Raw genomic sequence first — 22,470 nt, forward strand, 5'->3', positions numbered from 1 at the left:
GCCTGTCAGCTACTAGGCGACTTGGCTCTTACCTAGACTGGACTTTCACCAGCAAGCAGTGCCCAGCTTAGCTGGGCACGCAAACAAAAAAGCACCACTATGGATGCTTTAGTCTACATATTCTGCGATTTTACTAAAGGCGCCATTAATAGCAGGTACTACACATGCAGTCGCTACAATTGCAGAAATAAGTTTAACAAAAACATGGTTACAGTCATATTAACATCCCCTGTTCGGTTCTGGTGCAAAAACTTCAAGATAATTACAAGTAATCTCTAAAACTTGGACATACTGATACTATTACCCTAAAGGGTGTGTGATCGGTATGGAAAAGAAAAATTGGTTCAAATGGAAGCACTACCAGCCTGATATTATCTTATTAATGGTAAGATGGTACCTACGGTACAACCTAAGTTTTCGTGATTTGGTGGAAATGATGGAGGAACGTAGTTTATCCATTTCTCATACAACGATTATGCGTTGGGTTCATCAGTATGGTCCTGAATTGGACAAACGAATCCGACGTTACCTCAAACAAATAAATGACTCTTGGAAAGTTGATGAAACATATATCAAAGTAAAAGGTCAATGGATGTACCTGTATCTTGCTGTTGATTCGAACGGAAACACAATCGATTTTTGCCTAAGCAAAACAAGAGATCATAAGGCTGCAAAGCGCTTTTCAAGAAAGCTTTGCAGTCTTTTCATGTTTCAAAGCCACGTGTGCTTCCGTATCCCATTGTGGAAATTCATTAACTACTAACTTTGGTATTAAGGGGAAAGGCTTTAGAGCTGGAAACGTAAGTGACATTTCATTCGGTACTAGTTCTTCTATAGAATCATATTCTCTAATACAAAAATTTCCTGATAAGTTGGATAAGTCTTTTGCAAAGTTTGGAGAAAGAAACACTGCGATGGCTTTCGTGCCCTTTACTGCTTCAGGTACAAAAGGTATTTGAGTTAAATTAAGCATCATGATCGCATACATCTTTTCTTGATAGCGGTCGATTGGGTAAGTTTCATTTGGTAACGAATAGGGAATCTTTCCAATCCAACTTTCATTTATAGATAAATCAGGTCTTTTTCCTCCTGTTTGAAAGAGAGTTGCTTTTTTTCTTAGGATATTCTTTATTTGGACTACTTCCAAAGTATTTCTCCTCCTAAATTTGTATTTTATTTTCTCTGTATTTCAATTAACAAGTATATTGTATCAATAATGTGTGTTTTTTGTTATAACGATTCTTTTGAAAGGTGCGGCTAGCAGCAATTTCACGAGTCAGAATCAAATTTGTTTAATCTATTTTTGAATGGATTCTTTTTAGTGCTAAGTTACTAAGGATTTTCAGAGTGTTTATAATCCAACTTTATTTTATCCCATATTTTTATCAATTGATTTGCAGAAAAATCTGTATATGTTAAAATTCAGATAGTAAATATTTCCATCTAATGATTTGACAGCTGTTTTTCATGAGTAAGATTTTATAGTTCTTAATAAACTAGGAGGCTTAAAAATGAAACTTTTAGGAAAAGTAGCTATTATTGGAGCATTAACTATTGGAGGAAGTGTATTTTCCTATACTGCAGGAAGCATTACACCTGCTTCTGCTGAATCTCAATTTATACAAAAAACATCACCGGTTTTCGATGACTGGCAATGGCAAAACTATTTTTTACTTCATCATAATGCAGACTTCTTACAAGAATTAGCTGTTGGTGATTTAAAGCATGGAGATATTTTGGACATTAAAATTTATACAGGCAGTAAAGATAAAGGTATTATAAAGATATATCGATTAAGAGAAGATGAGAATGAAGTAGTAAATATGCAAAGATATAAAACAATTTATGATACTGGTACTGAGCATAATTATGGTAGATTTGTAACACCTATTACATCAGTTTATGAGCCAGGATTATATGTAGCTGTTATGAAACTTGGAGATAATTATTATTATGGTGGCAGCTTTAAAATTAAAAAATAATAGAAGTTAATTTCACTAATGATAATATTTTTGATATGATCAATGTATAATAAAAACATAACTCATGTAATAGCCTAGGCGGTATACTTGACCAACGGCCGCTTAGCTAATGAGTTATACCCCTTAGAAAAGGTACCTTGCAGCAGGGGTACCTTTTCTTTTATTTTCAGTGGTAAATTATTTTAAATAGAAGCTATATAGCTAAAAAATATAATGATTAAATTGTAATTGAAGTGAAGTATGTATCCCATATGAATATTTTTAAATATTAGAAAGAAAATCATTTGAGCGATAGCTGGTATCCCAATGATAGTTAAACATTGTACCCAATTATAGTTATACGTAGAGAGATGGAGTAACCCAAATGAGCTTCCAGACAATATTAAAGAGGCTGTAATTGAAGCGATGGGGCTTATTTTGAAGGATCGTATGATTTTATGCCAAAAGAACAATATAGATACAAACATAATGTTCTCTCCGATTAATTGAATTGCAATCCCAGGCGTTTTATGAAGCATATTAGTAATCCCTTCATTCTCAATAGGATTAGATGTTCCTTTGAATGTTGTAAAAGAAATTAGTACGGCTAAAAATAACAACATAATAGCATAAATAATGAAAGCACAGAAAAAAGAGATTTTTAGTTGCTGAAAAGTGATTTTTTTAGAAAATAAAAACCTTTGATCCCTCATTATAAATAGGAAAACTAATGAAATAGGTAAAGAAAAATAAACAGATTTAATTATGTATTGCATCAGTATATCTAATTCATTTATATAATTAAGCATGAGTGATGGAAAAGGTATGTAAACAGTAATAATACAAAATATGATAAGTATTAGAAACTGCAGATACGTTTTAGTTTGTACTAAGCAATCTAAATATGTGTTGGAAGCACTTAATGCGTGTATGGTCTGCTTAAACTCTTTAGAAACTGCGTTCATAACACTCCTCCATTTTTATAAAAGTAAATGTATTTAATCCAGCATCTTATATGCCATTCTTCCCTAATTGTATTAAATGTAATCGCATCTCTAGACACATTATAAAATTTCACGTACCATTTTTATTTAATATATTTAAAATATAGTCACCAATGGGATTTCTATGCCAAAAGAAAAAGCATCCCTCTGGATGCCTCACTTATCCTATTTATTAATTAAATATATTTTCATCATGGGGTGGCACCACATGCCCATCAACCTAAGATTTTGAAGTTTCCCCAAAACGAAAATTTCATCCTTTCATAGTTGTCCATAGAAATTTAGTTCATTTTTTTCGTTTTGGGGAAGAATGTATTTCTTAACTTGATAGCGATGTGGCAGGACCCCATGCCCATCAAGCTAAAATTTTATAGTACCCCCAAAACGAAAATTTTTGCTCTTTCATAGGTGTCCATCAGAATTTAGTTCATTTTACACCTCTTCCTGTTCATCGGTGTAAAAGGTTCTGATATGGGCGCACAAGGTATTCGTAAGAGCCTTGAATCTATGACACGTGAAAAAGTAACTGTATCAAATTTAAATTGGGTATCATAATACTTATTATTTAAATCGCAGTTAATTTTAAGTAATTGTGTAAAGCTTATTTGAAAATGGGAAGGAAATTCAATGGTCTCGATTTTCTTTCCCATTAATCTATTTTGAAAAAATTATGCTAATATGGTTTATATAATCGAACTATTGAACAAATGAACCATTCATCGCAGTATCTATGTCACTAAAATTAAGCTGATATTAGCTATATAGGATTTCTATACTTTCTTCCAATTATGTACCGAAAGGATATAATATCTGTATCATTCAATCTGTTTAATGGTTTAATAAATTAAACCATTAAACCATTAAATAAATCGAGGTGTGCATATGAAAAATACAGAAGAATTGAATACACTTGCAGAAGAATTTCAAGAATGCCAAGATGTATTAATTGCGATTGGAGATGGAACAAGGCAATCAATTATTATTGCTTTAATGGCTGCAGGGTGTGAGGAAGGAATGCGTGTTGGTGAAATAACCCAAAGAACTCATTTATCTCGTCCAGCGGTATCACATCATATAAAAATTTTAAAAGATGCAAAAGTAGTTAACGTTCATCGTGAAGGGACAAAAAACTTTTATTATTTAGATCCAAATAAAAGTACTATTAGACTCCTTAAAAGTTTAGTCGAGCATATTGAAGAAGTCATGGTAAATTATTGGCCTTCTCAAAGTAAGAAAGAAAGCTAAATGCTTATATTTAAGTATTTTTATAGACAGAAATATATATTTATTACAGCTTAAATTCTGATACATCCGATTTGAAAGATTTAAGAAATTCAATTGATAACGTTGAAACATTAATAAAACTTAAAAATGAGGAGAACAAACATGAGTGAACTTTTTAAACCTTTAACTTTAAATAATAATATGATTATAAAAAATCGATTTTTTAAAGCTGCTATGAGTGAAAATATGGCAACAAAAGACCATAACCCAACGGATAGATTAGTTTCTTTATATAAAAAATGGGCTCAAGGCGGAACTGGCCTATTAATTACTGGAAACGTAATGGTTGATCGTATGGCTTTGGGTGAGTTAGGAAATGTTGTAGTAGATGAAAAGACGGATAAAACGAAATTAAGACAGTGGGCAGAAGCTGGTAAAGTAAATTCGACACATATTTGGATGCAACTGAATCACCCTGGAAAACAATCACCAAGTGTTTTAACTAAAAAGCCAGTAGCACCAAGTGCGATTCCTTTATCAGGTAGTATGGCTAATTATTTTAATACACCAAGAGAATTAACAAATGATGAAATTTTGGAGATTATTAAAAAATTCGGCACTTCAGCTAGAATTGCCAAAGAAACAGGATTTACTGGTATTCAAATCCACGGAGCCCATGGGTATTTAGTTAGTCAATTTTTATCGCCTTTGCATAATCAGCGTCAAGATGAATGGGGTGGTAGTATAACAAATCGTATAAAATTTTTAACTGATATTTATCTTGAAATCAGAAAAAATGTAGGACCAAATTTTCCTATTAGTCTCAAATTAAATTCTGCAGACTTTCAACGAGGTGGTTTTACTGAAGAAGAATCAATGACTGTGTTATCAACGATGTCCAACTTAGGTGTAGATTTAATTGAAATATCTGGTGGAAGCTATGAAAAGCCAGCATTTTTAGATAATCAATCTGACAGCTCTAAAGCTAGAGAAGGCTATTTCTTAAAATACGCACAAAAAGCAAAAGAAATTGTCAAAGTTCCTTTAGTAGTAACAGGTGGTTTTAGATCAATAGATGGGATGTTAGAAGCAATTAAATCAGGTAACACAGACATGGTTGGTTTAGCCAAACCGCTAGCACTCTGTGTGGACTTACCCAATCAAATTAAAAATAAAACGTATAAAACAATTGAAACACCTAAAATCAAAACAGGGATAAAAAAGGTTGATGATTCAGTTGTTATGTTAGAAATTGGCTGGTATGAAATTCAGTTGGATAGAATATCAAGAGGACTCGAACCAGATCCTAATTATAGTCCATGGCTTGCTATCTTTAAATTTATTTTAAAAAATGGTAAATTAACATTTCAAAAGCGAAGAATGTAGGATTTATTATGTAATTAAAGGAGAAAAAATGGTTATGAAAATACATGAAGAATATAAGAAAGCACCAGTTTTAAAATATTCATTAATTTTTTGGTGTATTTATATGATTGCATCGGGGTTGTTATTAGCCTTTACCCCTGATTTATTATTAAATTTTTTTGGTGTTGCTGAGCCTACAGACAGTTGGATTCGTTCTTTTGGTGCATTGGCATTTATAATTGGAGTTAGTTATATTGTTATTCTAAAAGAAAAAGTTCCAATTGGTTTTATTAAGTGGTCAATATTTGCGAGATATTTTTTCTTTTTATTTTCAGTCATATCATATCTAATGGAGTGGACAGAGTTTATTTCTGTTTTAATCGGCTCTTTTGATTTTCTTAATGCAACATGGACTCTGGTGGGAATTAAGATATTTTTCAAACGTTATAAAGTTTAATCATATATATGGGGTACCGCCCCATCGTTATCAAGCTAATAATACAAAATTCCCACTAAAATGAAAAAATACGCTATTCTTTCTATAGAATCATAGGAAAGGATGGCGTTTTAGTATGAATTTATCGATTTCTGATGAATTAGAATTGTTTTCTAAAGAATTGCAACGATATATGTCACCTGATGCTTTAGAGCAATTAGCTAAAAATGTAGGATTTGTTAAACGAAAAAGTAAATACCGCGCACAAGATTTAGTGGCTCTATGTATTTGGTTAAGTCAAAATATTGCCCATACTTCATTGGTACAATTATGTAGTCGATTAGAAGCTAACACAGGCATTTCTATGAGTCCAGAAGGACTCAATCAACGTTTTAATTCTCAGGCTGTTCAGTTTTTACAACAACTATTAGCACATTTACTTCACCAACAATTTTGTTCTTCTAACAAGATTCCAACTTTGTATACAAACTATTTTCGATGTATTCGTGTATTGGATTCTACACATTTTCAGATTCCGGATAAATTTACTTCTATATATCAAGGTTCAGGTGGTAGTGGTCAAAATGCTGGTGTGAAAATTCAACTAGAGTATGATTTACTAAGTGGTCAATTTCTACATGTTCATGTAGGATCGGGAAAACACAATGATAAAACGTATGGATCCACTTGCCTAACGTCTCTTCAACCACACGATGTATGTATACGTGATTTAGGATACTTCGACTTAAAAGATCTACATATTATAAGCGAGTGTGATGCTTATTTTATTTCACGATTAAAGCTCAATACTCGTATATATCAAAAGAATAGGGAACCTGAATACTTTCACAATGGAACGATAAAAAAGCATTCTGAGTACATTCAATTAGATATGGAGCAATTTATTGACCAATTACAGTCTGGTGAAACATATGAGATTCCTGAGATTTATATCGGAATGTATCAAAAACTTCCTGCAAGACTTATCTTATATAAATTAACTGAAACACAAATGAAACGTAGGCAAAAAGATTTAGCATCTAAAGAACATAAGAAACAAATCACCTATAAAGAACGCAGTAAGCGGCTCAGTGCAATTAACTTTTACATTACGAATATTCCCTTGGAATATCTACCAAAGGAACAAGTATACGATTTTTACTCCTTACGATGGCAAGTTGAGATTATCTTTAAAACATGGAAATCATTTTTTCATATTCATCAATGTAGTTCTGTAAAATTAGAACGACTAAAGTGTCACTTATACGGACAATTAATAAGTATCCTTCTTTGTTCCTCCACCATGTTTCAAATGCGCCAATTACTCCTCATCAAGAAGAAACGAGAATTAAGCGAATATAAAGCGATTTATATCATCAAAGATTATTTTTCACTTATTTATCAATCTTTACAAAAAGACGCCCCAGAATTAACAAAGATACTGTTTCGTCTGTTCAATCTCTTACAGAAAAACGGACGAAAATCCCATAGGTATGAGAAGAAAACAGTCTTTGATATCTTAGGCGTCGTATACAACTTTTCTATGTATGACAATCAAGTAGCGTAATCTAAAAAAATTGAAACCCGATAGGGTTTATTTGGTATGCAAATCTTTAAAGAATTTACACTGGATCTTTAGAAAAAAGAAAAAATCACAACTGAAATTAATTTATATAATCTTAGCTTGATGGGCATGGGGTCCTGCCAACATAACAAGAATTTTGTACGCCAAGGAATTATTAGGTATATTTTTTAATATATCAATTTTAAAAATAAGTTATAAAAATAATTTAATTTATTAATCGATACGGCTGTACCCCATATAAAGGATACTTCTAAAAGATAAAATAAGAACTATTTCTTCATCCTATTTTCAACCCAACTAATAAAACCGGTACTTAGTTGCTGTTCTTGCAACCAGTCTTGTAGCTTTCTATATTTATACCAATATGTTTCCTAGTTCTCTTTTACAGACTCGAATTGGTTCAATGTAGTTGTAAAATATATAAATTGTTCTTCAGTATATGCAGCCATACTTTTTACTTCCTTTTTTGTTTGTTTAATTTTACTTAATATATGGTTTTATAATATCTAATCTAGTTAAATTAAAGCATTAATCCTTTATATTAATCTTAAAATATCTTTTGGTTCTTCTAAAATATAATCAGCGTCTTTAAAAGTATCTTTTGTTTTTGATCCCCACGAAGCAAGAGCAAATTTCACACCAGCACTTTTTGCACATTGCATATCATATATAGAATCTCCAATGTAAATTGCCTCGTGACAAGGAACGTCTAATCCTTTCAAGCAGGCCAATAAAGGTTCAGGGTGTGGTTTATGCTTATCCGTATCACATGTGCAAATTGTATGTTCAAAATAACTACTTAAGCCAAATGGCTCAAATTCGTCTATTAATTCCTGTTTAGTTTTCAACGTCACAATACCTAGTTTTATATTACTTAGTGACAACATACCAATGATATCTTCAAGTGACTTGAACACGGAGACTTCATGATTATAATCTAATACAGCTTTACTCCATTTTGGATGAATAACGTCTATATTAGGCACATTCAATTTTTTTAAGGTTTCCTTCCCAGGGATACCCAATGCAAAGTCCAACGCATCTAATGTATAATCTTGATTTAATTCTTCTTTCAAAATCCTTTGTAACGATTTTAATATTGCTTTTTCTGTATCTAAAATTGTACCATCAATATCGAAGATAAGAGTTGTAAGCAAATTAGTCCCTCCATTTTCAATTCTATTCCAAGCGATTTTTTCACACCATTTAAAGCTTTCTTCCTACATGTTCTTAGGCTTAAATATTCTCTTAATGTCCATTGTGACAAAGTTCCAAATGAACTATCATTATTTTTAGTAAATGGAGGGGATTTTTTGAAAAAGGAAAATTTGAGGGTGTTTATTAAAATTTCATTCTTAACAGCATTAACTTCAATTACAATTCTACCAATATCCTTATATATGTTAGCAATGACTTCAAATGAAAATATAGTATCTATTTTAAAGGTTTTTATATCAGTTACATTTTTTGCTTCCTTATTTGCTGTTCCTTTAAGCGTCATTTCAATGTTCAGTAAAGAGAAATTAACCAACAGAATTTTTGTCTTATTGGGTAATTTATTACCAATCGGTCTTTTAACTTATGCTATAATTTTAGAATTTCTAGATGAATTCTCCCGGACTACACCTTAAAACAAAAAATAGCGACTTTAGGTTCAATAACGTTTAACAGTCTTCAGGTTACTTTTAAAGGGTTTAATAATTTTCTAGACTTATTGTATTGTCACGTCAAATGAAATCTCTTACAAATGAATCTAATCGGTCGTTTTTAGTTTCTTAAAAATGTTTTTAGATTTTTTGTAAATAAAAGGAAAAAGATTCTTCTTAGGGGACCCTTTTCCTTTTATTTTTTAATCTTAGTGTAATCTGTATTGTCCTGTTAATTGCTCTTCAGCCATTCGAACTAAGCGCTTTGTAATTTCTCCACCGACAGATCCATTTGCACGTGATGATGTATCAGGTCCAAGTGTGACTCCTAATTCACGGGCAATTTCATACTTCATTTGCTCAATAGCACTTGCTGCAGCAGAAATAAGAATTTCATTCGTATTACTTTTACTTTCGTGTCTTTGAATATTCATAATTGCACCTCCACTATATTTGTATATAACATGTGCTTAATTATGATATTTATACGTAAGTAGACTATTTTCTTCTAGGATTTTTAGGAGAATTCTTTTTTGTTCTCTCTTTCCCATATTCAACTAACTGAACTTGAAAAATATCTGAATCCTGAATTCCTAATACGTTCATTTCTTCTCGAAATGAACGCCATGACTCTACCTTTATTGATTTTTCTTGGCCGTTTCTTAATGTGTAGATTCTTGAGTATTCTATAATTAATCACCCTCAAATCTTAAATAATCTACATTGTACTTCAGTATAACAATAAAACCGCCCGTGAGGACGGTCTCTCTTTACGTTATTTTTTTATAGCTCTACGTTTTCTTATTTTCTCTTTAATATATTTTATGTTACGTATGCCTAAACGAATCGAAGCGAATATAAGGTAAAACATTAAAATGACGTAGACTGCTAAAAGGTTCCTTGAAATGCATTTTCCGTAAGCCAGTTAGTGACCCATATTAGTAAATCTCTGTTTTATTAAACAATTTACTTTAAATATTCCAATAGTCACTATTTATATCACTATTATATTTATATTCGATCTTTTCTTTTCCACACTTTTCACATTTATAAAAACTAGCTGTACCCATCTGTCCTGTTTTAAAATTTTCACTATCTTGAGTTTTAATAAAGTTATATTTATGAATACATTTAGGTTCTTTTGCTTTATTTATCCATTTTCTTAACATAAAGTAATCACTCTCCTTTAAAGAATATTCCTCGTGAATTTCTACATTTATAATAGCCTACTAAATATTCCTATTCAATGGTAGGTACCCGCGAAATATTGGTGATATCCCATGTTAATCATATAAAAAATACATAATTAAACAAGAATTTTATATTTAAATTTCATACCAACATATCCGCAAATGAAGTACCCACATTATTCTTTCTTTTCATATGCTTCTCTAAATAGATTTTTGTTGTTTGGATATTTTCGTGACCTAGTGTTTGCATTAAGTGATATAGATCCGCGTTTCCTTGTTCAACTGCCATGATTGCAAATGCATGACGGAATGTATGTGCCGTTACAGGATTTTCACGATACTTTAAGAAATCTAAATTTGTCTTTTTTATCATGTCTGTTACCTGATTTGATAAAGTTTTTGGATTATAAAAATTTCCTCTTTGATTTACAAATAAAGGACATTCATCTCCTCGATCCAATATAGTTGAGAATCCTCTTCTCCGTCTCATTTCGCTAATACACTGGAATAAATGCTCAGGAATGAAAAGTTCACGTACTTTATCCCCTTTTCCTGTGACTTTTAACCAATACTTCCCGTCATAATGTAAGTCTTTCACTCTCGCGTTGCACAATTCCTGAATTCTTGCACCGGTACTTGCTAGAGCTAGTAAAATTGTATAGTTTACTAAATGCCCTTGTTCTTTATAAAACCCTAAAATTTTCATCACTTCATCATAGGATAGGTCCCGATTTGGCCGATCCTGTTCATTTACATTCGCGCGCTGCAGTTCTTCGTGAAGAGGTCTTTCAATATAAGCAAATACATGAAGGTGTTTTAAAAAAGAACGTATAAGCACTGATTTTTTTGCAAGTGTTGCGACCGCGTACGTATCCCCATTTCTACCGTTCTCAACCTGCTTCAACCAAGCATTATATTTACGAATATGCCAGGGCTGTAATGTTTTTAGTAAAGAGTCATTTTGCTGTACCTCTTCCCCATTCAATTCGAATTCCTCTGCATGCTGAACCATGCACTGACAAAATGATAAGATTTCGGAAACATAACTCTTTTTTGTATCCTCTTTTCTATTCTTCTTCTCATCCATATCTTTTTGTAAATGTACGAAATGATAAATGACTTCCAGATCACTTAAATACGTATATTTACTCTTTCCCTCTTTTTCTGCAACCTCCATCTTCTCTTCCAACTTATCTACATAACGACTATCATGCAGGAATGGAACCATATCTCTTATATTTTCTACATATGTATATATATCTTCACTCTGATTCATTATTATAGGTAAGTTCTCTTTTTTATTTTGTTTATCCATATTTCGAATTCACCTCTACTATTAAAGATTATAAATATAATTCTTTTTATTAACCTTACCTATCATTTTATTTTACTTCTATACATTATACAAATGATAATTCATTTTCTTTCTGTAAGAATCCTACATTCTTCTTGATTAACCTATACTTATATTTTTTTATAAATTATTAGTAAATAGATATCTTTTAATGATTAACTACTTTATGTTAAATTTATTTTTATAATTAAATTAACTATAAAAACCCATTAAAATATAAAATAAACTACAAATATTTTTAAACTATAAAAATGTATAAGAACTTTAATAAATTCTATTTCTCATTTTAAATTCAAATCATATTCTGATATGATATATACATATCTAAAATACTAACAAACAATAGTTATGGAGGTGTCCTTACATGACACAAGATTTATTGTTCATTACAAAACCTACTGTAACGACAAAAGAGGCAGCCGGCTTATTAGGAGTAACGGTACAAACAATTTTACAAAAAGAAAAAGATGGATTAATAGAATGTGTATATAAAGATAATTGGAAGCAATTCGGTAGTAAGATTTTCTATTTAGAGGATATTGAACGTTTAAAAAATATTGAAGAGGTTGAAGGCTATAGCACAAAAGAAGCAGCTGAAATTCTTAATGTAGCACCATCTACAGTCTTTACATATATCAAATCTGAAAAATTACCTGCTTCAAAAATTGAAAAACGTGGAAAAGAAGTGTATATCATTGATAAAGATGACCTTGAAACTTTTCAACTTACTTATGAAAAAACTACATCAAAAGAGAGAAAAACATTCATTACTAAGATTCAAAATGAAGATATATATTTATATCAACTATTAACACATCAACATACCGAAAAAACAGCTAGGGTAATAGAAATCAATGGAGCAGACGGCAAGATTCTTACGGAAGACGAAGAAATTTTCCCTCTATCCACTTATAAGGAACATGATTACTCCTTTGAACCTTTCCATAAACAAGGTGTAATTACAAAACGAGGGTATTTATCTTTTTCATTTAAAAAACCTCAGCTATTTAATTCCATCACTTATAATCTAATAAATTTATTTTATAAAGAGCTAGGTGTCACAAATATGCGATTGAGTATTTCATCTGATACTATTAAATTAGAAATTAAACCTTTCGTATTACAAGTTGATCCATTGCAATTTCAAGAGGAGATTAATTACTTACATTCTCATATGAAATCCGGCACGATACTTCCACATGTAGAAGGTATTTACTTTAAAAGTAATGTAGAGACATTAACTTTTCATGCAGATTATAAATTTAAGCAGAAAGTAGTTCAAATGGCAGCGAGTGCTGGTATGGGACAGGAAGAATTCTTATTACAAGCTGTAAAATCTTATATAAGAAATTTAGAACAACAGTAAACATTTATTAATGATAAAAAACGTAGAAAATAAATCTTTCTACGCTTTTTTAGATTTGTAAATTTTAACTTAATTTTCTTTATAGGGTAACACCACATCGCTATCAAGCTAACAAGACAAAATACCCCCTAAAATGAAAAATACGCTATTCTTTCTATAGAATCATAGGAAAGGATGGCGTTTTATATGTCTGTTTCTGTATCTGACGAATTACAACTATTTGCTCAAGAGATTGTTGGTCATAGTAACGTAGTCACAAGACACATAGTACTCGACGTAGTTACGTTCAATAGAAGGGAATTCGTGTACATCCTTGTTAAACATATCGAATGCGAGACCTGAAGCAGTGCCATTCACCTTTGATGTATCTACGATAGAAAACACCGCTATACATACGGTTGTAACGTTATTTTGTTTTCTTATCATCAACACCCGTTAGCTTGTCAAATCTTTCAATAAGCTGCGATAATGTAGTCATTGCCCTTGATTGTGCATTTAAAAAGGTAGCATGCTTGTCCCAAGCAAATTGAATTTCCCATTCTTCTTCAAAACCACTCTCAGTAACTTTATTCTTTCGTAGTTCTTTTGTTGTATCTTCTTGATATTTAACAAACATTAATCTTTGTGCTCTAATAATAGCAGCATACTGAATCGTTATGTTTTCCCATAACATATCAATTGGATTCTTCTCCATGATCTCAGCAGCTAAATCAGCTACATCTTCTGGAAAGTGTTTTCGAAAGAAACCATGCGTCATAGCGTTATGGTTCCCTTTTGGTGGGCCATGCCCTACAGCATTCTTATTACCCCATTTAGGGTTTTTGTTACCTGAATTACCAACCGCATTCTTATTGCCAAGGGGTTTTGGTGCATCCTTTTTCATCTTTTGGGTGCACCCCTTTTCGATTCCAACCATGCCTTTTTCTCCAGGACTTAATTGTATTAATACTGACCTCATATTTCTCAGCCAGCTCCTTGTACTTCATACCTTGCATGTAATCTTCTTAGGCTAACTCATGTTTTTGCTTCACTTCATATCACCCACCACCTTCTATATAATAGGAAGTAACTCGTTCATTTCTCCCTTCGGATAACTTTTTTACAAAGAAAAAAGACCTTGTAAATTACAAAGTCTTTTTTCTTATATATAAACTTATAACTTTCATATTAGTATTAGTTAAATTCCTCCACCAGGCTCTGTGTTAGCAGGTGCTCCTCCAGTGTGCCCATGTGCTTCTAGCTTTGGAGCAGGGAAGTGTTCATGACCATATGATGGAGATCCCCCAGTATTTCCATGCGATTCTAACTTGGGTGCAGGTGTATCTCCTCCGTTATAAGCAGGAGCCCCTCCATGATTTCCATGTGCATAACTCGGCGACCAGCCCTCTCCATGAGTATAAGATGGTGCTCCTGTATTTCCATGTGCATATGAAGGAGCTTGGTGATCTCCATCAGCTTCTAACTTAGGCGCTGGGAAATGTGTATGACCATATGCAGGCGCTCCTCCTCCATCCCCTTCTGAAGCCGCTTGAACAATCCCTCCACCATTTCCATGAGTAAAACCAAAAATTCCAAATCCTAAAACAGATAAACCTACGACTGCTGTACCAATTTTCCTTTTCATAATCGCTCTCCTCTATGTGTATTTCATGTTAATTGAAATGAACATATTATGGATATCAGTCATGATGAAAATTCGACTCATTTAATTATCATATATTTATACTTCTATGTATTTTTTTGTAAAACCTTCTTGAAATCTGAAGAAAATGGTTATTTTTTGTAACTTTTCAAATATGGTAACAAATTGTCCGTTTCACAATCTAGGCTTCGTTGCCTAGCCATATTCACCGCCTCGCAGTAATCCCTAATGTAGTATTGAAATTCTCTAAATCTCGATGTATTATTTTTTGTATTTTCTCAGTTCCTAAGCCGAGAAAACATCATCACTTCTGAAAGGACCCGAACTCCAGCGGGGTCTTTCTTTTATTCCTCTTCTTGTAAATCCGTTTATTTAAATGTAAAATTATAAATAAGTTCTAACATTTTGAATCGAGGTGAAAATCATGAGAAGTTTTGGCTCATTAATGGTCTCTACTGTCTGTTCAGTACTTCTTGTAATTTGGAATGCCTATGAATTCTATAACGGATTCACAACAGGGCGCACATACTACTGGATTAATGGCATCGGAGCTGTTATCTTCCTTCTATTCTTTATCCTCAACATGCGAGATTTCAAAAAGAAAAACTACAGAACCTCATAACAATAGGAGTTGATACATATGTGGAAAAAAATTAAGAATTATAGATTGAGCTTAAAAGACTTAAAGTTCATGTTATGGTTATTCGGTATTATATGTTTTATGTACAGCTACAATTTCATTACAGGATTAGCTTTTGACCACAAATTCCAAGTCTATTATTTAGGTGGTGCTATAGCGACCTTCGCCGCATTTATGGATACTAAGAATAGGATTAAAAATAAGAATTATAAGACAGTGTAATGTAAAAGGGATCCTTTATGGTTTCCTTTTTTCTATGCAAAATAAAAAAGCAGCGGATTCGCTACTTTAATTGTTCAGTATTAACTTCCATTCCTTCTTCATTAAATGATTTTTGTACATCTCTTTTCAAATTTAATCCCTTATAAATCAGTTTTTTAAACTCTTTCATCGATAATGAATCCACCAACGAATCATTTAATACTTCCCATACACCTATTAACTCGGTATATTTTGGTGTACCCATAAAATATTCATGCGTTTTGACAGCTTCAAAGTGCCTATGAAATTCCCAATGACATTCTTCACAAAGTGGGATAAGGTTTTCATAATCATTTGTCCCACCTGCCTTTAATGGGATTTTATGATGTAAATGTACATTTATGTTTGAAGAACATTTCTCGCACATTTTTGGTTTCTTTGTATTTTTCCAATATTGTTTACTTATATTGCGAAACTCTTGGCGAAGCTGTTCATATTCTTCCATCATAAATCCCCCTCTTTTAATTCTTTAGCTTTTGCATAAATAGTAGAACGTGGAACACTTGTCATTTTAGAAATATCATTTACACTCAAACCATTTTCTGACCTATTAAAAAACAATTTCATAGCTTGTTTAACTTGTTTTTCGTCTTGACCTTTTCGTCCCATATGTTTTCCTTGCGCCTTTGCTCTTTCTCGACCTTCTGACGTTCTTTCATTAATTAAGTCTCTTTCAAATTCAGCGATTGCCCCTAGCATTGTAAACATTAATTTACCTGCAGGTGTAGAGAAATCAATTTGTTCTTTTATAAATACAATTGAGATACCTTTTGTATCTAACTCACGTACAATTTTATGTAAATCAAGAGTAGAACGGGCTAAACGATCAATTTTATAAACTACTAATTTATCACCAGAACGCAGATAATCAATTGCATTACTTAACTCTTCACGGTCTGTTTTTGCTCCACTTTGCTTTTCAGTAAAAATCTTTTCGCACCCGTAATCTTTTAGCTTATCAATTTGCAGTCCTAAATCTTGATCTTTAGTACTAACCCTGGCATATCCTATTAATGCCATAAAAACATCCCCTCGCCGTCTAAAAGTCTTATATCTTTTATACCTTTAATTTTAGACTAACTTCTAGACTATATCAAGTAATGTTTTTATTATATTTTAAGCGTCTAAATGTAAGTGTCTAGATGTTTCAACTTTTAGACGGGGAAGCAGGAATCATTTGATTCTCGCTTTTCTTTTCCGTTGTGTTCGTTTGTTTTGTTTAAATGGGCTAATCTATCAATTCTATTAAATCACTTAATCCAACTATTACATATTATTGATTAATTCATATACTATAGTAGATTGCTAGAAAGGAGGCGTAACCATGGATAGTTGCGTAGTGTTTGTAAATGGACAACCTTTTTTAGTTCTCTCAGTAGCTGGTATTGAAATTGCTAGATTAGAGATTTCTCTTCAAGTAGCATTGGCTCTAAGAGTGCTTGGAATACCAATCTGCGATTAATTACCACATCAAAAAAAGAGGGCATTAGCTCTCTTTTTTTATTTACCCCTTATCTTTCCTTAACAACAAACAAGACACCATCAGATCACGGCAGCGCCTACGATAATTGCTATTGGTTTTATCATGCGTAATTCCATCCAATTCATGGTTACTATTCTAAATAGACCAACGATGTATTATAATCCTTTATATACCCAAGGAGGTTTATCATGCTCAGCTTTCATAAAAAACTACCCATCTTAGGATTCTTTTTGTTTTTATACGGTTTCATCGGTTTCATCTTTTTATTACTATTCCTTAACGTGTAGGAACACAACGTATAAATATATGTTTAATATGTAATTTTTATATAACAAAGAAAAAAGCATCCATATTGGATGCTTACTGTATACTAATATTAATATTGAATAGCTTCATTGATAGGATTTCTAGAACAATAAATATACTAGCTGAAACTGATCTATATCCGATATTCTTTCCTGTAACATTAATAGTAATCTCCGCTAAATGGGTTGGTACATTATCTTTTTCAAAAATTTTATCTTCAACCTTTTCAACTATTGCTACATTATCCACTTCTTTAAAAGTTTTCAGCAATTTTGTTTCTAATAAAGTAAAATCAAAATTTTCATCTTTAATCACATCAAATATAATCTTCATTTTTCTTTCCCCATTTTTAACTAGTTAATATATTAACATCAATATAATTATATATATTTGTATTAAATAATTCAAAAAATATGTTTTATAAACTTTCCCATAGTTAACCCATCTAATAGAGAAAGAAAGAAAAAACAAATGGAAGAAGTTCCTCTTCCAAGGTCAAAATCACACTCTCAATCTTCTCGTTTATATCCCGTAGAGCTAACTCAATACTTCGGCTACTTAATGTCATTTTCGCCTTAGCTGGCCAATATTGTATGATAACGTGATTATATCCAAGACGTATATGTTTCTTCCAACGCCTTGTTTGAACCAATACACTAAGGGGACGGAAGGGGAATGTTTCCGCTGTATTGGCTCAAACAAAGAGCGGAACTCTTTGCCCTCGTTTTGGTCATTAATAAGAATCGTGAGTAATTACTAATGTACGAGATCACGTATACTGTTTTAGATTTTTAGAATGCAAGTGTCACTCAATCATGAGCAACCACCCCCATTCCATTTTCAAGAACCGACATACTAGAGAGTAATAGACTTATATTTATTATCAACCCAGAGGACGCATTCCAAGCTGATTGATAAATATAATAGAAACAGTATGACGAATGCGAGTTATCTCACACCCGCCACACTGGAATATGTCATTGTAATACATTCATTGGTCTTTTCGTCTTAACGCGGGTTCGTACCGCCTTGCCCGCCCTACTATGCGGTATACGTTACCGTGACATTCTCGCATAAGAACGTTTCACTTATAGGTGTACTAATCCTCTTCGATATGCGGTTGTCAAAGGGCTTGTACATTAAGAATACCGTTGATTTCATTATCAAAATTCCCCCTATTTAGTCCCCTTTTTTATCGAGATTTTGTCGACGATTTAAAAATAAAAAAAGGCAGGACCATTTAATAATGATCTTGCCTTTTCCTTCAAACTATATACCTTATAAAAAGCGATTATAATTTTACTCTTAAGTAACCTTTTAATTCGCCTTTTCCATGCCAGCCACCCGTATCTGATGTTACCACTACATCATATAATCCAGGTGAAACACCGTTTAGTGGTAATTGTTTAAAGAAATGACCTGCGCCAATATCATGACGTTGTACAACAGTTCCGTCTTTTCTAACTAATTCAATCAAACTATTACGATAAGGTACATATCCGTCTACATCAATAGATGTAGCACCCCAGCCATAGCTATTAGAATCAGTACTAAAATGTATACTGTCAGTAGCACTTTTCGAATCCATTGCAAATGCATCAGAAGTACCAAAAAGAAGTCCGCTTGATAAAACAATACCTGTTAGAAGTGTTTTCCCTAATTTTTTCATTTTAAAACCCCCAAAATTTGTTAACTACAAATATCATTATATAGAAATAACTTTTAAATTTGGTTAAATATGCATAATTACATAATTTCTATCGTTTTTAGTTATTAATAGAAATATAATAATCAAATCATCCCCAACGAAGTGGCAATCAATCGAATTGCATTCTTTTTCTTATTGTAGAAATGATCTCTTTTAATTGATAACTCTTGGTATATAAAACTATCTTTAAGCTTCTCGCCATTTAAGTACTTCATCTTAATTATTTCAGCTTCGTCATAATCAAGAACGTTTTGTAAAGCCTTATCTATTTGCTTAAACTTAATATTACTCACACGTCTTGTGTTGCGTATTTCTGGAAACAAGCTAATCCCTTCCTGTTCTTGCTCTATCTCGTTTTCAAACCGTACCTTTAATGCACGGTACTCTTTAAGAATACTCACCACTTCTTTTTGGATCTTTTTATATGTCTCATCATCGATTTCTGGAAAGAATGCTAATTGCTGCTCCATCAATAATCCCCCTATTTCGAATTTGTTTTTTTACATTCACATCAGGTACGTGAAATTTTACTATCTCTTTGTTGAATAAGGGAAACATGCATAGCGAGTAGCCCCCACCATCCACTCTGCATGGTTCCGTTATCCATTAAGCCTTTAATAATTTTCGTTTCTTGTTGGCCATCTTTTCTTTTGCTGCTTCAATGTTATTCGCTATCTTTTTATGGTCCTGATCAAATTGAATCATGTCATCAAACATAACTGGTGCTACTGCTTCATCAATGTATTGTAGGTAATCAACTGGCGCTCGTTCCGTCTGTTCTACTAAGTAACCGTAAATATCAAAGTCCGCTCTTGATATAGACTTCTTGCCATTCGGTTGATGAGACATTCTCACGTAAGACTGAACAACTGATGCAGGTACCAAGAATACTGTTTGATCCTTACTAAACTCTATAAGGAAGAAACATACCGCTCCCATCTTTTCCGCTTTCTCTAAGTAATCTAATTGATGTTGCGCTATGTTACTTAAATCAAATCTTGTAAGGCTCTGCGTTGACTTCGCTTCAAACGCTACCGCTCGTCCTTTATACACGCCGTCATAGTCTACTGTACTTTTAGCTTCATAGAATCCGCTTAACACTCGTCCACCTGCACTTTTTAACACCTTCACAGGAGTCGCACGCTTATTTATAAGCGCCACTCCCTTCCTTTGATACATTTCATTCGATAGATTAATAAGCTTTTCAAAAGCCATTCCACGGTTTCCTAGTCCCATTTTTATTCCTCCATTTCCTTTTTACACTCTTCAAGAAAATCAATAACTTCCTGAACGTGACCCCTTGTCGTCATACTCTCCATCACATGTCCTTCATCGTTATAAACATTAACCTTACTTCCTGTAAACTCCATTCCACACATTCCGTCTGCACCTAATAGCTTTACGTTACCTTCCATTCTTTTAACCTCGCTTTCTATTAAAAGGATTATTTTGTTGAATTTTTTACTACCAATTATCAAAAAATATCTTATAATCGTTATATACAAAATTATTTTTAGGAGTAGATAGAATGCCAGTTACACTCGAACTTATTCTTTTCATTCTTCTAGCAATTTGTGCTGTTGGCTATTTAGTAAAGGAATTTCAAAAAACTAGGAAAAAAACACTTGGAATTTTCCTAGAATTCTTGGTTCTTTTCTGGTCAATATGGAGAATATCGACTATCATAATCTAATTTGTAAAACATGAATTCCTTCGAATAAAACCCAATATTATGTCCATAATGTTGATAGGCTGTATGCCAAAATCCATTTATTTTTTTCTGTATCTCCTTGTATTGAGCAGTTAGCTTTTGCTAGCTGCTCTTTGTTTGTAAAAAAGCACTCAATTGACAGGAAATACATATAATATTCTGTGTTCCTTTCTTTATAAAATAGTCGTTACAAAATGAATCTCGTCACAAGAGCACTTTATTAAGTTCTCTTTTTTGGTTTAAAACTAAAACAAAATGAAATTTTTACCATGAAGATAATTATTAAACATTTTACGCCCATGCATTATAATAGAATAGTTATTGTATATTGGCAGTAAGAGGAGCGACCTGATTAAGGGCTTCTCTTTTTTTATAAAATAGCATTATTGCAATCTCCCCCTATATATCTTCTGGATCTCCACTTCACTGAATCCCTCATACACCGTAAACACTTCTGGAAACTGACTCACGCACATGTCGATGATCATGTCGTCAGTTGTTCTAACAAAAAAGTATTTAACCTCACCCATGTAATCATTGTGTAGGTAATAACTCCTAATCTCGTGATGGTAGCCATTAGCTTCCAAGACTTCATACAGCTTAATTTTCGTTTCATCCATTTCAAATATTGATAACTGCCCTTCGATCTCAACCTGTTCAATCATTTCCCTATTCCCCTTTCAAATAAAATGACATTTTGTTAGTTCTACTACACCAACCACGTATAGACAACTATATATTGAGGTGTTAAAATATTATTATGATTCTTATATAGAGTCATATACGACCTTTTCTTTGTTCATGGGGCTCTTACAGTAGTAAGGGCCATTTTTTTTATAAATAAATAGTTTATTTATATATTAATTCGAATATACAGTTGTAAAAATTATTAGTTAAGTGTTAAAATTCCCTATATACTCCTTAGGGAGTTCTTATGTAATTAACAAGAGTCTAAAAATTCTCGAATCTTAAATCTTAGCCCCTTGGAGCGCCCTCCAAGGGGCTGCAACAATTAAAATGACGTTTTTGTTCACTTTTTTGATACATTTATGAAACATTCATGTGTTATCTTCAATACGTTCTATTCTTTTTATTATGTCGTGTGAGATATACCAAGTTTTGAAACCCTAGACCCCCTAAACCTAGGGTGATTTTATTTAATTACTAGTTTTCATCAACCCGATAACTTAGTAATTACATCCACAGGCTCAACTCTCTCCCTTTTGAGAATTGAGCTTTTTTATTTAATCCCCGTTGATCCGAAGCCATAGCTTCCTCTTTTGCTCTCAGACAACTCGTTCACCTCAACGAAATTAGCTGTTTCAATTCCCGCCCAATCCGCTGCCATACTTATTCCTGCAATTCCCGAACATAGATCCAACATTTTCTTTTCCTATTCCCCTTTGTTTTAAAATAGCGTTTTTATTAAAAACTCTTCGTAATTCAATAATTCACAATGAGTGTATTTATATTTTCTTTTCAGTTAAAATAAAAAGTATTCAAATAAACGTTTTAGAAAGGGTTATAAATGACACGAATTATACTTTTTGATGGAGACTGCAACTTATGTAATCAAAGTGTTCAATTT

The 22,470-nt window shown here is 32.4% G+C and carries 25 protein-coding genes and 5 pseudogenes; 11 read left to right on the forward strand and 19 right to left on the reverse strand.

The window, feature by feature from the left end; translation table 11 throughout:
- Positions 1-325 precede the first annotated feature (325 nt).
- Positions 326-729: pseudogene (locus tag MR115_RS28590) on the forward strand (IS6 family transposase); the annotation flags it as partial.
- Here the strand turns inward: MR115_RS28590 and MR115_RS28595 are convergent.
- A pseudogene (locus MR115_RS28595) lies at positions 728-1,147 on the reverse strand (DUF1963 domain-containing protein); the annotation flags it as partial. The pseudogenes MR115_RS28590 and MR115_RS28595 overlap by 2 nt on opposite strands.
- A 364-nt stretch (positions 1,148-1,511) precedes the next feature.
- On the opposite strand from MR115_RS28595, the gene MR115_RS28600 reads away from it, so the two are divergent.
- Positions 1,512-1,982 carry a DUF5065 family protein gene (locus tag MR115_RS28600; protein WP_242243670.1) on the forward strand — a complete coding sequence of 157 codons (471 nt, stop codon included), beginning with the start codon at positions 1,512-1,514 and terminating at the stop codon, positions 1,980-1,982.
- Positions 1,983-2,164: 182 nt separating this feature from the next.
- On the opposite strand, the gene MR115_RS28605 is transcribed toward MR115_RS28600, so the two are convergent.
- Positions 2,165-2,926 carry a hypothetical protein gene (locus MR115_RS28605; RefSeq protein ID WP_242243672.1) on the reverse strand — a complete coding sequence of 254 codons (762 nt, stop codon included), beginning with the start codon at positions 2,924-2,926 and terminating at the stop codon, positions 2,165-2,167.
- 921 nt (positions 2,927-3,847) lie between these two features.
- On the opposite strand from MR115_RS28605, the gene MR115_RS28610 reads away from it, so the two are divergent.
- The 4 genes from MR115_RS28610 to MR115_RS28625 all read left to right on the forward strand — a co-directional run bounded on the left by MR115_RS28610 (position 3,848) and on the right by MR115_RS28625 (position 7,557).
- The gene (locus tag MR115_RS28610) at positions 3,848-4,210 is read left to right on the forward strand and encodes an ArsR/SmtB family transcription factor (protein WP_242243674.1); all 363 of its coding nucleotides are present in this window, start codon (positions 3,848-3,850) and stop codon (positions 4,208-4,210) included.
- A 141-nt stretch (positions 4,211-4,351) separates the two neighbouring features.
- Positions 4,352-5,575 carry an NADH:flavin oxidoreductase/NADH oxidase family protein gene (locus MR115_RS28615; RefSeq protein WP_242243676.1) on the forward strand — a complete coding sequence of 408 codons (1,224 nt, stop codon included), beginning with the start codon at positions 4,352-4,354 and terminating at the stop codon, positions 5,573-5,575.
- Positions 5,576-5,609: 34 nt separating this feature from the next.
- Positions 5,610-6,011: a hypothetical protein gene (locus tag MR115_RS28620; RefSeq protein WP_242243678.1), complete on the forward strand. Its 402-nt coding sequence runs from the start codon at positions 5,610-5,612 to the stop codon at positions 6,009-6,011.
- Positions 6,012-6,126: 115 nt separating this feature from the next.
- Positions 6,127-7,557, forward strand: a complete 1,431-nt coding sequence (locus MR115_RS28625) for an IS4 family transposase (RefSeq protein ID WP_242243679.1) — start codon at positions 6,127-6,129, stop codon at positions 7,555-7,557.
- Positions 7,558-7,844: 287 nt separating this feature from the next.
- Here MR115_RS28625 and MR115_RS28630 read toward each other — a convergent pair.
- Together MR115_RS28630 and MR115_RS28635 are read right to left on the reverse strand one after the other, a co-directional pair.
- Positions 7,845-8,024: pseudogene (locus MR115_RS28630) on the reverse strand (hypothetical protein).
- Positions 8,025-8,111: 87 nt separating this feature from the next.
- Positions 8,112-8,732 (reverse strand): HAD family hydrolase, encoded by a 621-nt coding sequence (locus MR115_RS28635; protein WP_242243680.1) that lies wholly within the window; start codon positions 8,730-8,732, stop codon positions 8,112-8,114.
- Between the two features lie 156 nt (positions 8,733-8,888).
- On the opposite strand from MR115_RS28635, the gene MR115_RS28640 reads away from it, so the two are divergent.
- Positions 8,889-9,206, forward strand: coding sequence for a 2-acyl-glycerophospho-ethanolamine acyltransferase (locus MR115_RS28640; protein WP_242243681.1), 318 nt, complete (start codon positions 8,889-8,891; stop codon positions 9,204-9,206).
- Between the two features lie 224 nt (positions 9,207-9,430).
- On the opposite strand, the gene MR115_RS28645 is transcribed toward MR115_RS28640, so the two are convergent.
- The 4 genes from MR115_RS28645 to MR115_RS28660 form a co-directional block, all read right to left on the reverse strand.
- Entirely contained in the window at positions 9,431-9,655 is a 225-nt protein-coding gene (locus MR115_RS28645) for an alpha/beta-type small acid-soluble spore protein (protein ID WP_050822581.1), read from the reverse strand.
- A 64-nt stretch (positions 9,656-9,719) separates the two neighbouring features.
- Entirely contained in the window at positions 9,720-9,914 is a 195-nt protein-coding gene (locus MR115_RS30125; RefSeq protein WP_225989299.1) for a hypothetical protein, read from the reverse strand.
- A 278-nt stretch (positions 9,915-10,192) separates the two neighbouring features.
- Entirely contained in the window at positions 10,193-10,390 is a 198-nt protein-coding gene (locus MR115_RS28655; RefSeq protein ID WP_088609974.1) for a hypothetical protein, read from the reverse strand.
- A gap of 163 nt (positions 10,391-10,553) precedes the next feature.
- Complete coding sequence (locus MR115_RS28660) at positions 10,554-11,726, reverse strand: tyrosine-type recombinase/integrase (protein WP_242243682.1); 1,173 nt, start codon at positions 11,724-11,726, stop codon at positions 10,554-10,556.
- A gap of 403 nt (positions 11,727-12,129) precedes the next feature.
- Here MR115_RS28660 and MR115_RS28665 point away from each other — a divergent pair, with 403 nt between their 5' ends.
- Positions 12,130-13,131, forward strand: coding sequence for a helix-turn-helix domain-containing protein (locus MR115_RS28665; protein WP_242243683.1), 1,002 nt, complete (start codon positions 12,130-12,132; stop codon positions 13,129-13,131).
- Between the two features lie 415 nt (positions 13,132-13,546).
- Here the strand turns inward: MR115_RS28665 and terS are convergent.
- Both terS and MR115_RS28680 read right to left on the reverse strand, forming a co-directional pair.
- Positions 13,547-14,126 (reverse strand): annotated as a pseudogene (gene terS, locus MR115_RS28675) (phage terminase small subunit); the annotation flags it as partial.
- A gap of 182 nt (positions 14,127-14,308) precedes the next feature.
- Positions 14,309-14,755, reverse strand: a complete 447-nt coding sequence (locus MR115_RS28680; protein WP_098561658.1) for a hypothetical protein — start codon at positions 14,753-14,755, stop codon at positions 14,309-14,311.
- Between the two features lie 442 nt (positions 14,756-15,197).
- On the opposite strand from MR115_RS28680, the gene MR115_RS28685 reads away from it, so the two are divergent.
- On the forward strand, positions 15,198-15,395 hold the full coding sequence (locus MR115_RS28685) for a hypothetical protein (RefSeq protein ID WP_080019658.1): 198 nt from the start codon (positions 15,198-15,200) through the stop codon (positions 15,393-15,395).
- A gap of 18 nt (positions 15,396-15,413) precedes the next feature.
- Positions 15,414-15,635, forward strand: coding sequence for a hypothetical protein (locus MR115_RS28690; RefSeq protein ID WP_242243684.1), 222 nt, complete (start codon positions 15,414-15,416; stop codon positions 15,633-15,635).
- Positions 15,636-15,696: 61 nt separating this feature from the next.
- Here MR115_RS28690 and MR115_RS28695 read toward each other — a convergent pair whose 3' ends face one another.
- Together MR115_RS28695 and MR115_RS28700 are read right to left on the reverse strand one after the other, a co-directional pair.
- A complete protein-coding gene (locus MR115_RS28695; RefSeq protein WP_098210748.1) occupies positions 15,697-16,119 on the reverse strand; it encodes an HNH endonuclease in 423 nt (140 codons plus the stop codon).
- Positions 16,119-16,694 carry a recombinase family protein gene (locus MR115_RS28700; protein WP_242243685.1) on the reverse strand — a complete coding sequence of 192 codons (576 nt, stop codon included), beginning with the start codon at positions 16,692-16,694 and terminating at the stop codon, positions 16,119-16,121. The genes MR115_RS28695 and MR115_RS28700 overlap by 1 nt, the downstream gene beginning before the upstream one ends.
- Before the next feature lie 304 nt (positions 16,695-16,998).
- Between MR115_RS28700 and MR115_RS28705 the strand changes: the two genes are divergently transcribed.
- A complete protein-coding gene (locus tag MR115_RS28705; protein ID WP_000376554.1) occupies positions 16,999-17,136 on the forward strand; it encodes a DUF3956 domain-containing protein in 138 nt (45 codons plus the stop codon).
- Positions 17,137-17,517: 381 nt separating this feature from the next.
- Here the strand turns inward: MR115_RS28705 and MR115_RS28710 are convergent, their stop codons facing one another.
- The 7 genes and pseudogenes from MR115_RS28710 to MR115_RS28740 all read right to left on the reverse strand — a co-directional run.
- Complete coding sequence (locus MR115_RS28710; protein WP_098238653.1) at positions 17,518-17,796, reverse strand: hypothetical protein; 279 nt, start codon at positions 17,794-17,796, stop codon at positions 17,518-17,520.
- A gap of 958 nt (positions 17,797-18,754) precedes the next feature.
- Positions 18,755-19,132 carry a hypothetical protein gene (locus MR115_RS28715; protein ID WP_064469476.1) on the reverse strand — a complete coding sequence of 126 codons (378 nt, stop codon included), beginning with the start codon at positions 19,130-19,132 and terminating at the stop codon, positions 18,755-18,757.
- Between the two features lie 122 nt (positions 19,133-19,254).
- The gene (locus MR115_RS28720; RefSeq protein WP_064472815.1) at positions 19,255-19,641 is read right to left on the reverse strand and encodes an ArpU family phage packaging/lysis transcriptional regulator; all 387 of its coding nucleotides are present in this window, start codon (positions 19,639-19,641) and stop codon (positions 19,255-19,257) included.
- Positions 19,642-19,777: 136 nt separating this feature from the next.
- The gene (locus MR115_RS28725) at positions 19,778-20,407 is read right to left on the reverse strand and encodes a Holliday junction resolvase RecU (protein ID WP_242243687.1); all 630 of its coding nucleotides are present in this window, start codon (positions 20,405-20,407) and stop codon (positions 19,778-19,780) included.
- Positions 20,408-20,409: 2 nt separating this feature from the next.
- Positions 20,410-20,586, reverse strand: coding sequence for a hypothetical protein (locus MR115_RS28730; protein ID WP_242243689.1), 177 nt, complete (start codon positions 20,584-20,586; stop codon positions 20,410-20,412).
- Positions 20,587-21,265: 679 nt separating this feature from the next.
- Positions 21,266-21,547 carry a hypothetical protein gene (locus MR115_RS28735; RefSeq protein ID WP_242243691.1) on the reverse strand — a complete coding sequence of 94 codons (282 nt, stop codon included), beginning with the start codon at positions 21,545-21,547 and terminating at the stop codon, positions 21,266-21,268.
- 620 nt (positions 21,548-22,167) lie between these two features.
- Positions 22,168-22,266, reverse strand: a pseudogene (locus tag MR115_RS28740) (DNA (cytosine-5-)-methyltransferase); the annotation flags it as partial.
- Between the last annotated feature and the right edge of the window lie 204 nt (positions 22,267-22,470).

The sequence above is a fragment of the Bacillus cereus group sp. BfR-BA-01309 genome, from assembly GCF_022664315.1.
Lineage (GTDB): Bacteria > Bacillota > Bacilli > Bacillales > Bacillaceae_G > Bacillus_A > Bacillus_A mobilis.

Coding starts and splice junctions, on each gene's coding strand:
- MR115_RS28600 (WP_242243670.1), top strand. CDS start 1,512: ATGAAACTTTTAGGAAAAGTAGCTATTATTGGAGCATTAACTATTGGA.
- MR115_RS28605 (WP_242243672.1), bottom strand. CDS start 2,926: ATGAACGCAGTTTCTAAAGAGTTTAAGCAGACCATACACGCATTAAGT.
- MR115_RS28610 (WP_242243674.1), top strand. CDS start 3,848: ATGAAAAATACAGAAGAATTGAATACACTTGCAGAAGAATTTCAAGAA.
- MR115_RS28615 (WP_242243676.1), top strand. CDS start 4,352: ATGAGTGAACTTTTTAAACCTTTAACTTTAAATAATAATATGATTATA.
- MR115_RS28620 (WP_242243678.1), top strand. CDS start 5,610: ATGAAAATACATGAAGAATATAAGAAAGCACCAGTTTTAAAATATTCA.
- MR115_RS28625 (WP_242243679.1), top strand. CDS start 6,127: ATGAATTTATCGATTTCTGATGAATTAGAATTGTTTTCTAAAGAATTG.
- MR115_RS28645 (WP_050822581.1), bottom strand. CDS start 9,655: ATGAATATTCAAAGACACGAAAGTAAAAGTAATACGAATGAAATTCTT.
- MR115_RS28655 (WP_088609974.1), bottom strand. CDS start 10,390: ATGTTAAGAAAATGGATAAATAAAGCAAAAGAACCTAAATGTATTCAT.
- MR115_RS28660 (WP_242243682.1), bottom strand. CDS start 11,726: ATGGATAAACAAAATAAAAAAGAGAACTTACCTATAATAATGAATCAG.
- MR115_RS28665 (WP_242243683.1), top strand. CDS start 12,130: ATGACACAAGATTTATTGTTCATTACAAAACCTACTGTAACGACAAAA.
- MR115_RS28680 (WP_098561658.1), bottom strand. CDS start 14,755: ATGAAAAGGAAAATTGGTACAGCAGTCGTAGGTTTATCTGTTTTAGGA.
- MR115_RS28685 (WP_080019658.1), top strand. CDS start 15,198: ATGAGAAGTTTTGGCTCATTAATGGTCTCTACTGTCTGTTCAGTACTT.
- MR115_RS28690 (WP_242243684.1), top strand. CDS start 15,414: ATGTGGAAAAAAATTAAGAATTATAGATTGAGCTTAAAAGACTTAAAG.
- MR115_RS28695 (WP_098210748.1), bottom strand. CDS start 16,119: ATGGAAGAATATGAACAGCTTCGCCAAGAGTTTCGCAATATAAGTAAA.
- MR115_RS28700 (WP_242243685.1), bottom strand. CDS start 16,694: ATGGCATTAATAGGATATGCCAGGGTTAGTACTAAAGATCAAGATTTA.
- MR115_RS28705 (WP_000376554.1), top strand. CDS start 16,999: ATGGATAGTTGCGTAGTGTTTGTAAATGGACAACCTTTTTTAGTTCTC.
- MR115_RS28710 (WP_098238653.1), bottom strand. CDS start 17,796: ATGAAGATTATATTTGATGTGATTAAAGATGAAAATTTTGATTTTACT.
- MR115_RS28715 (WP_064469476.1), bottom strand. CDS start 19,132: ATGAAAAAATTAGGGAAAACACTTCTAACAGGTATTGTTTTATCAAGC.
- MR115_RS28720 (WP_064472815.1), bottom strand. CDS start 19,641: ATGGAGCAGCAATTAGCATTCTTTCCAGAAATCGATGATGAGACATAT.
- MR115_RS28725 (WP_242243687.1), bottom strand. CDS start 20,407: ATGGGACTAGGAAACCGTGGAATGGCTTTTGAAAAGCTTATTAATCTA.
- MR115_RS28730 (WP_242243689.1), bottom strand. CDS start 20,586: ATGGAAGGTAACGTAAAGCTATTAGGTGCAGACGGAATGTGTGGAATG.
- MR115_RS28735 (WP_242243691.1), bottom strand. CDS start 21,547: ATGATTGAACAGGTTGAGATCGAAGGGCAGTTATCAATATTTGAAATG.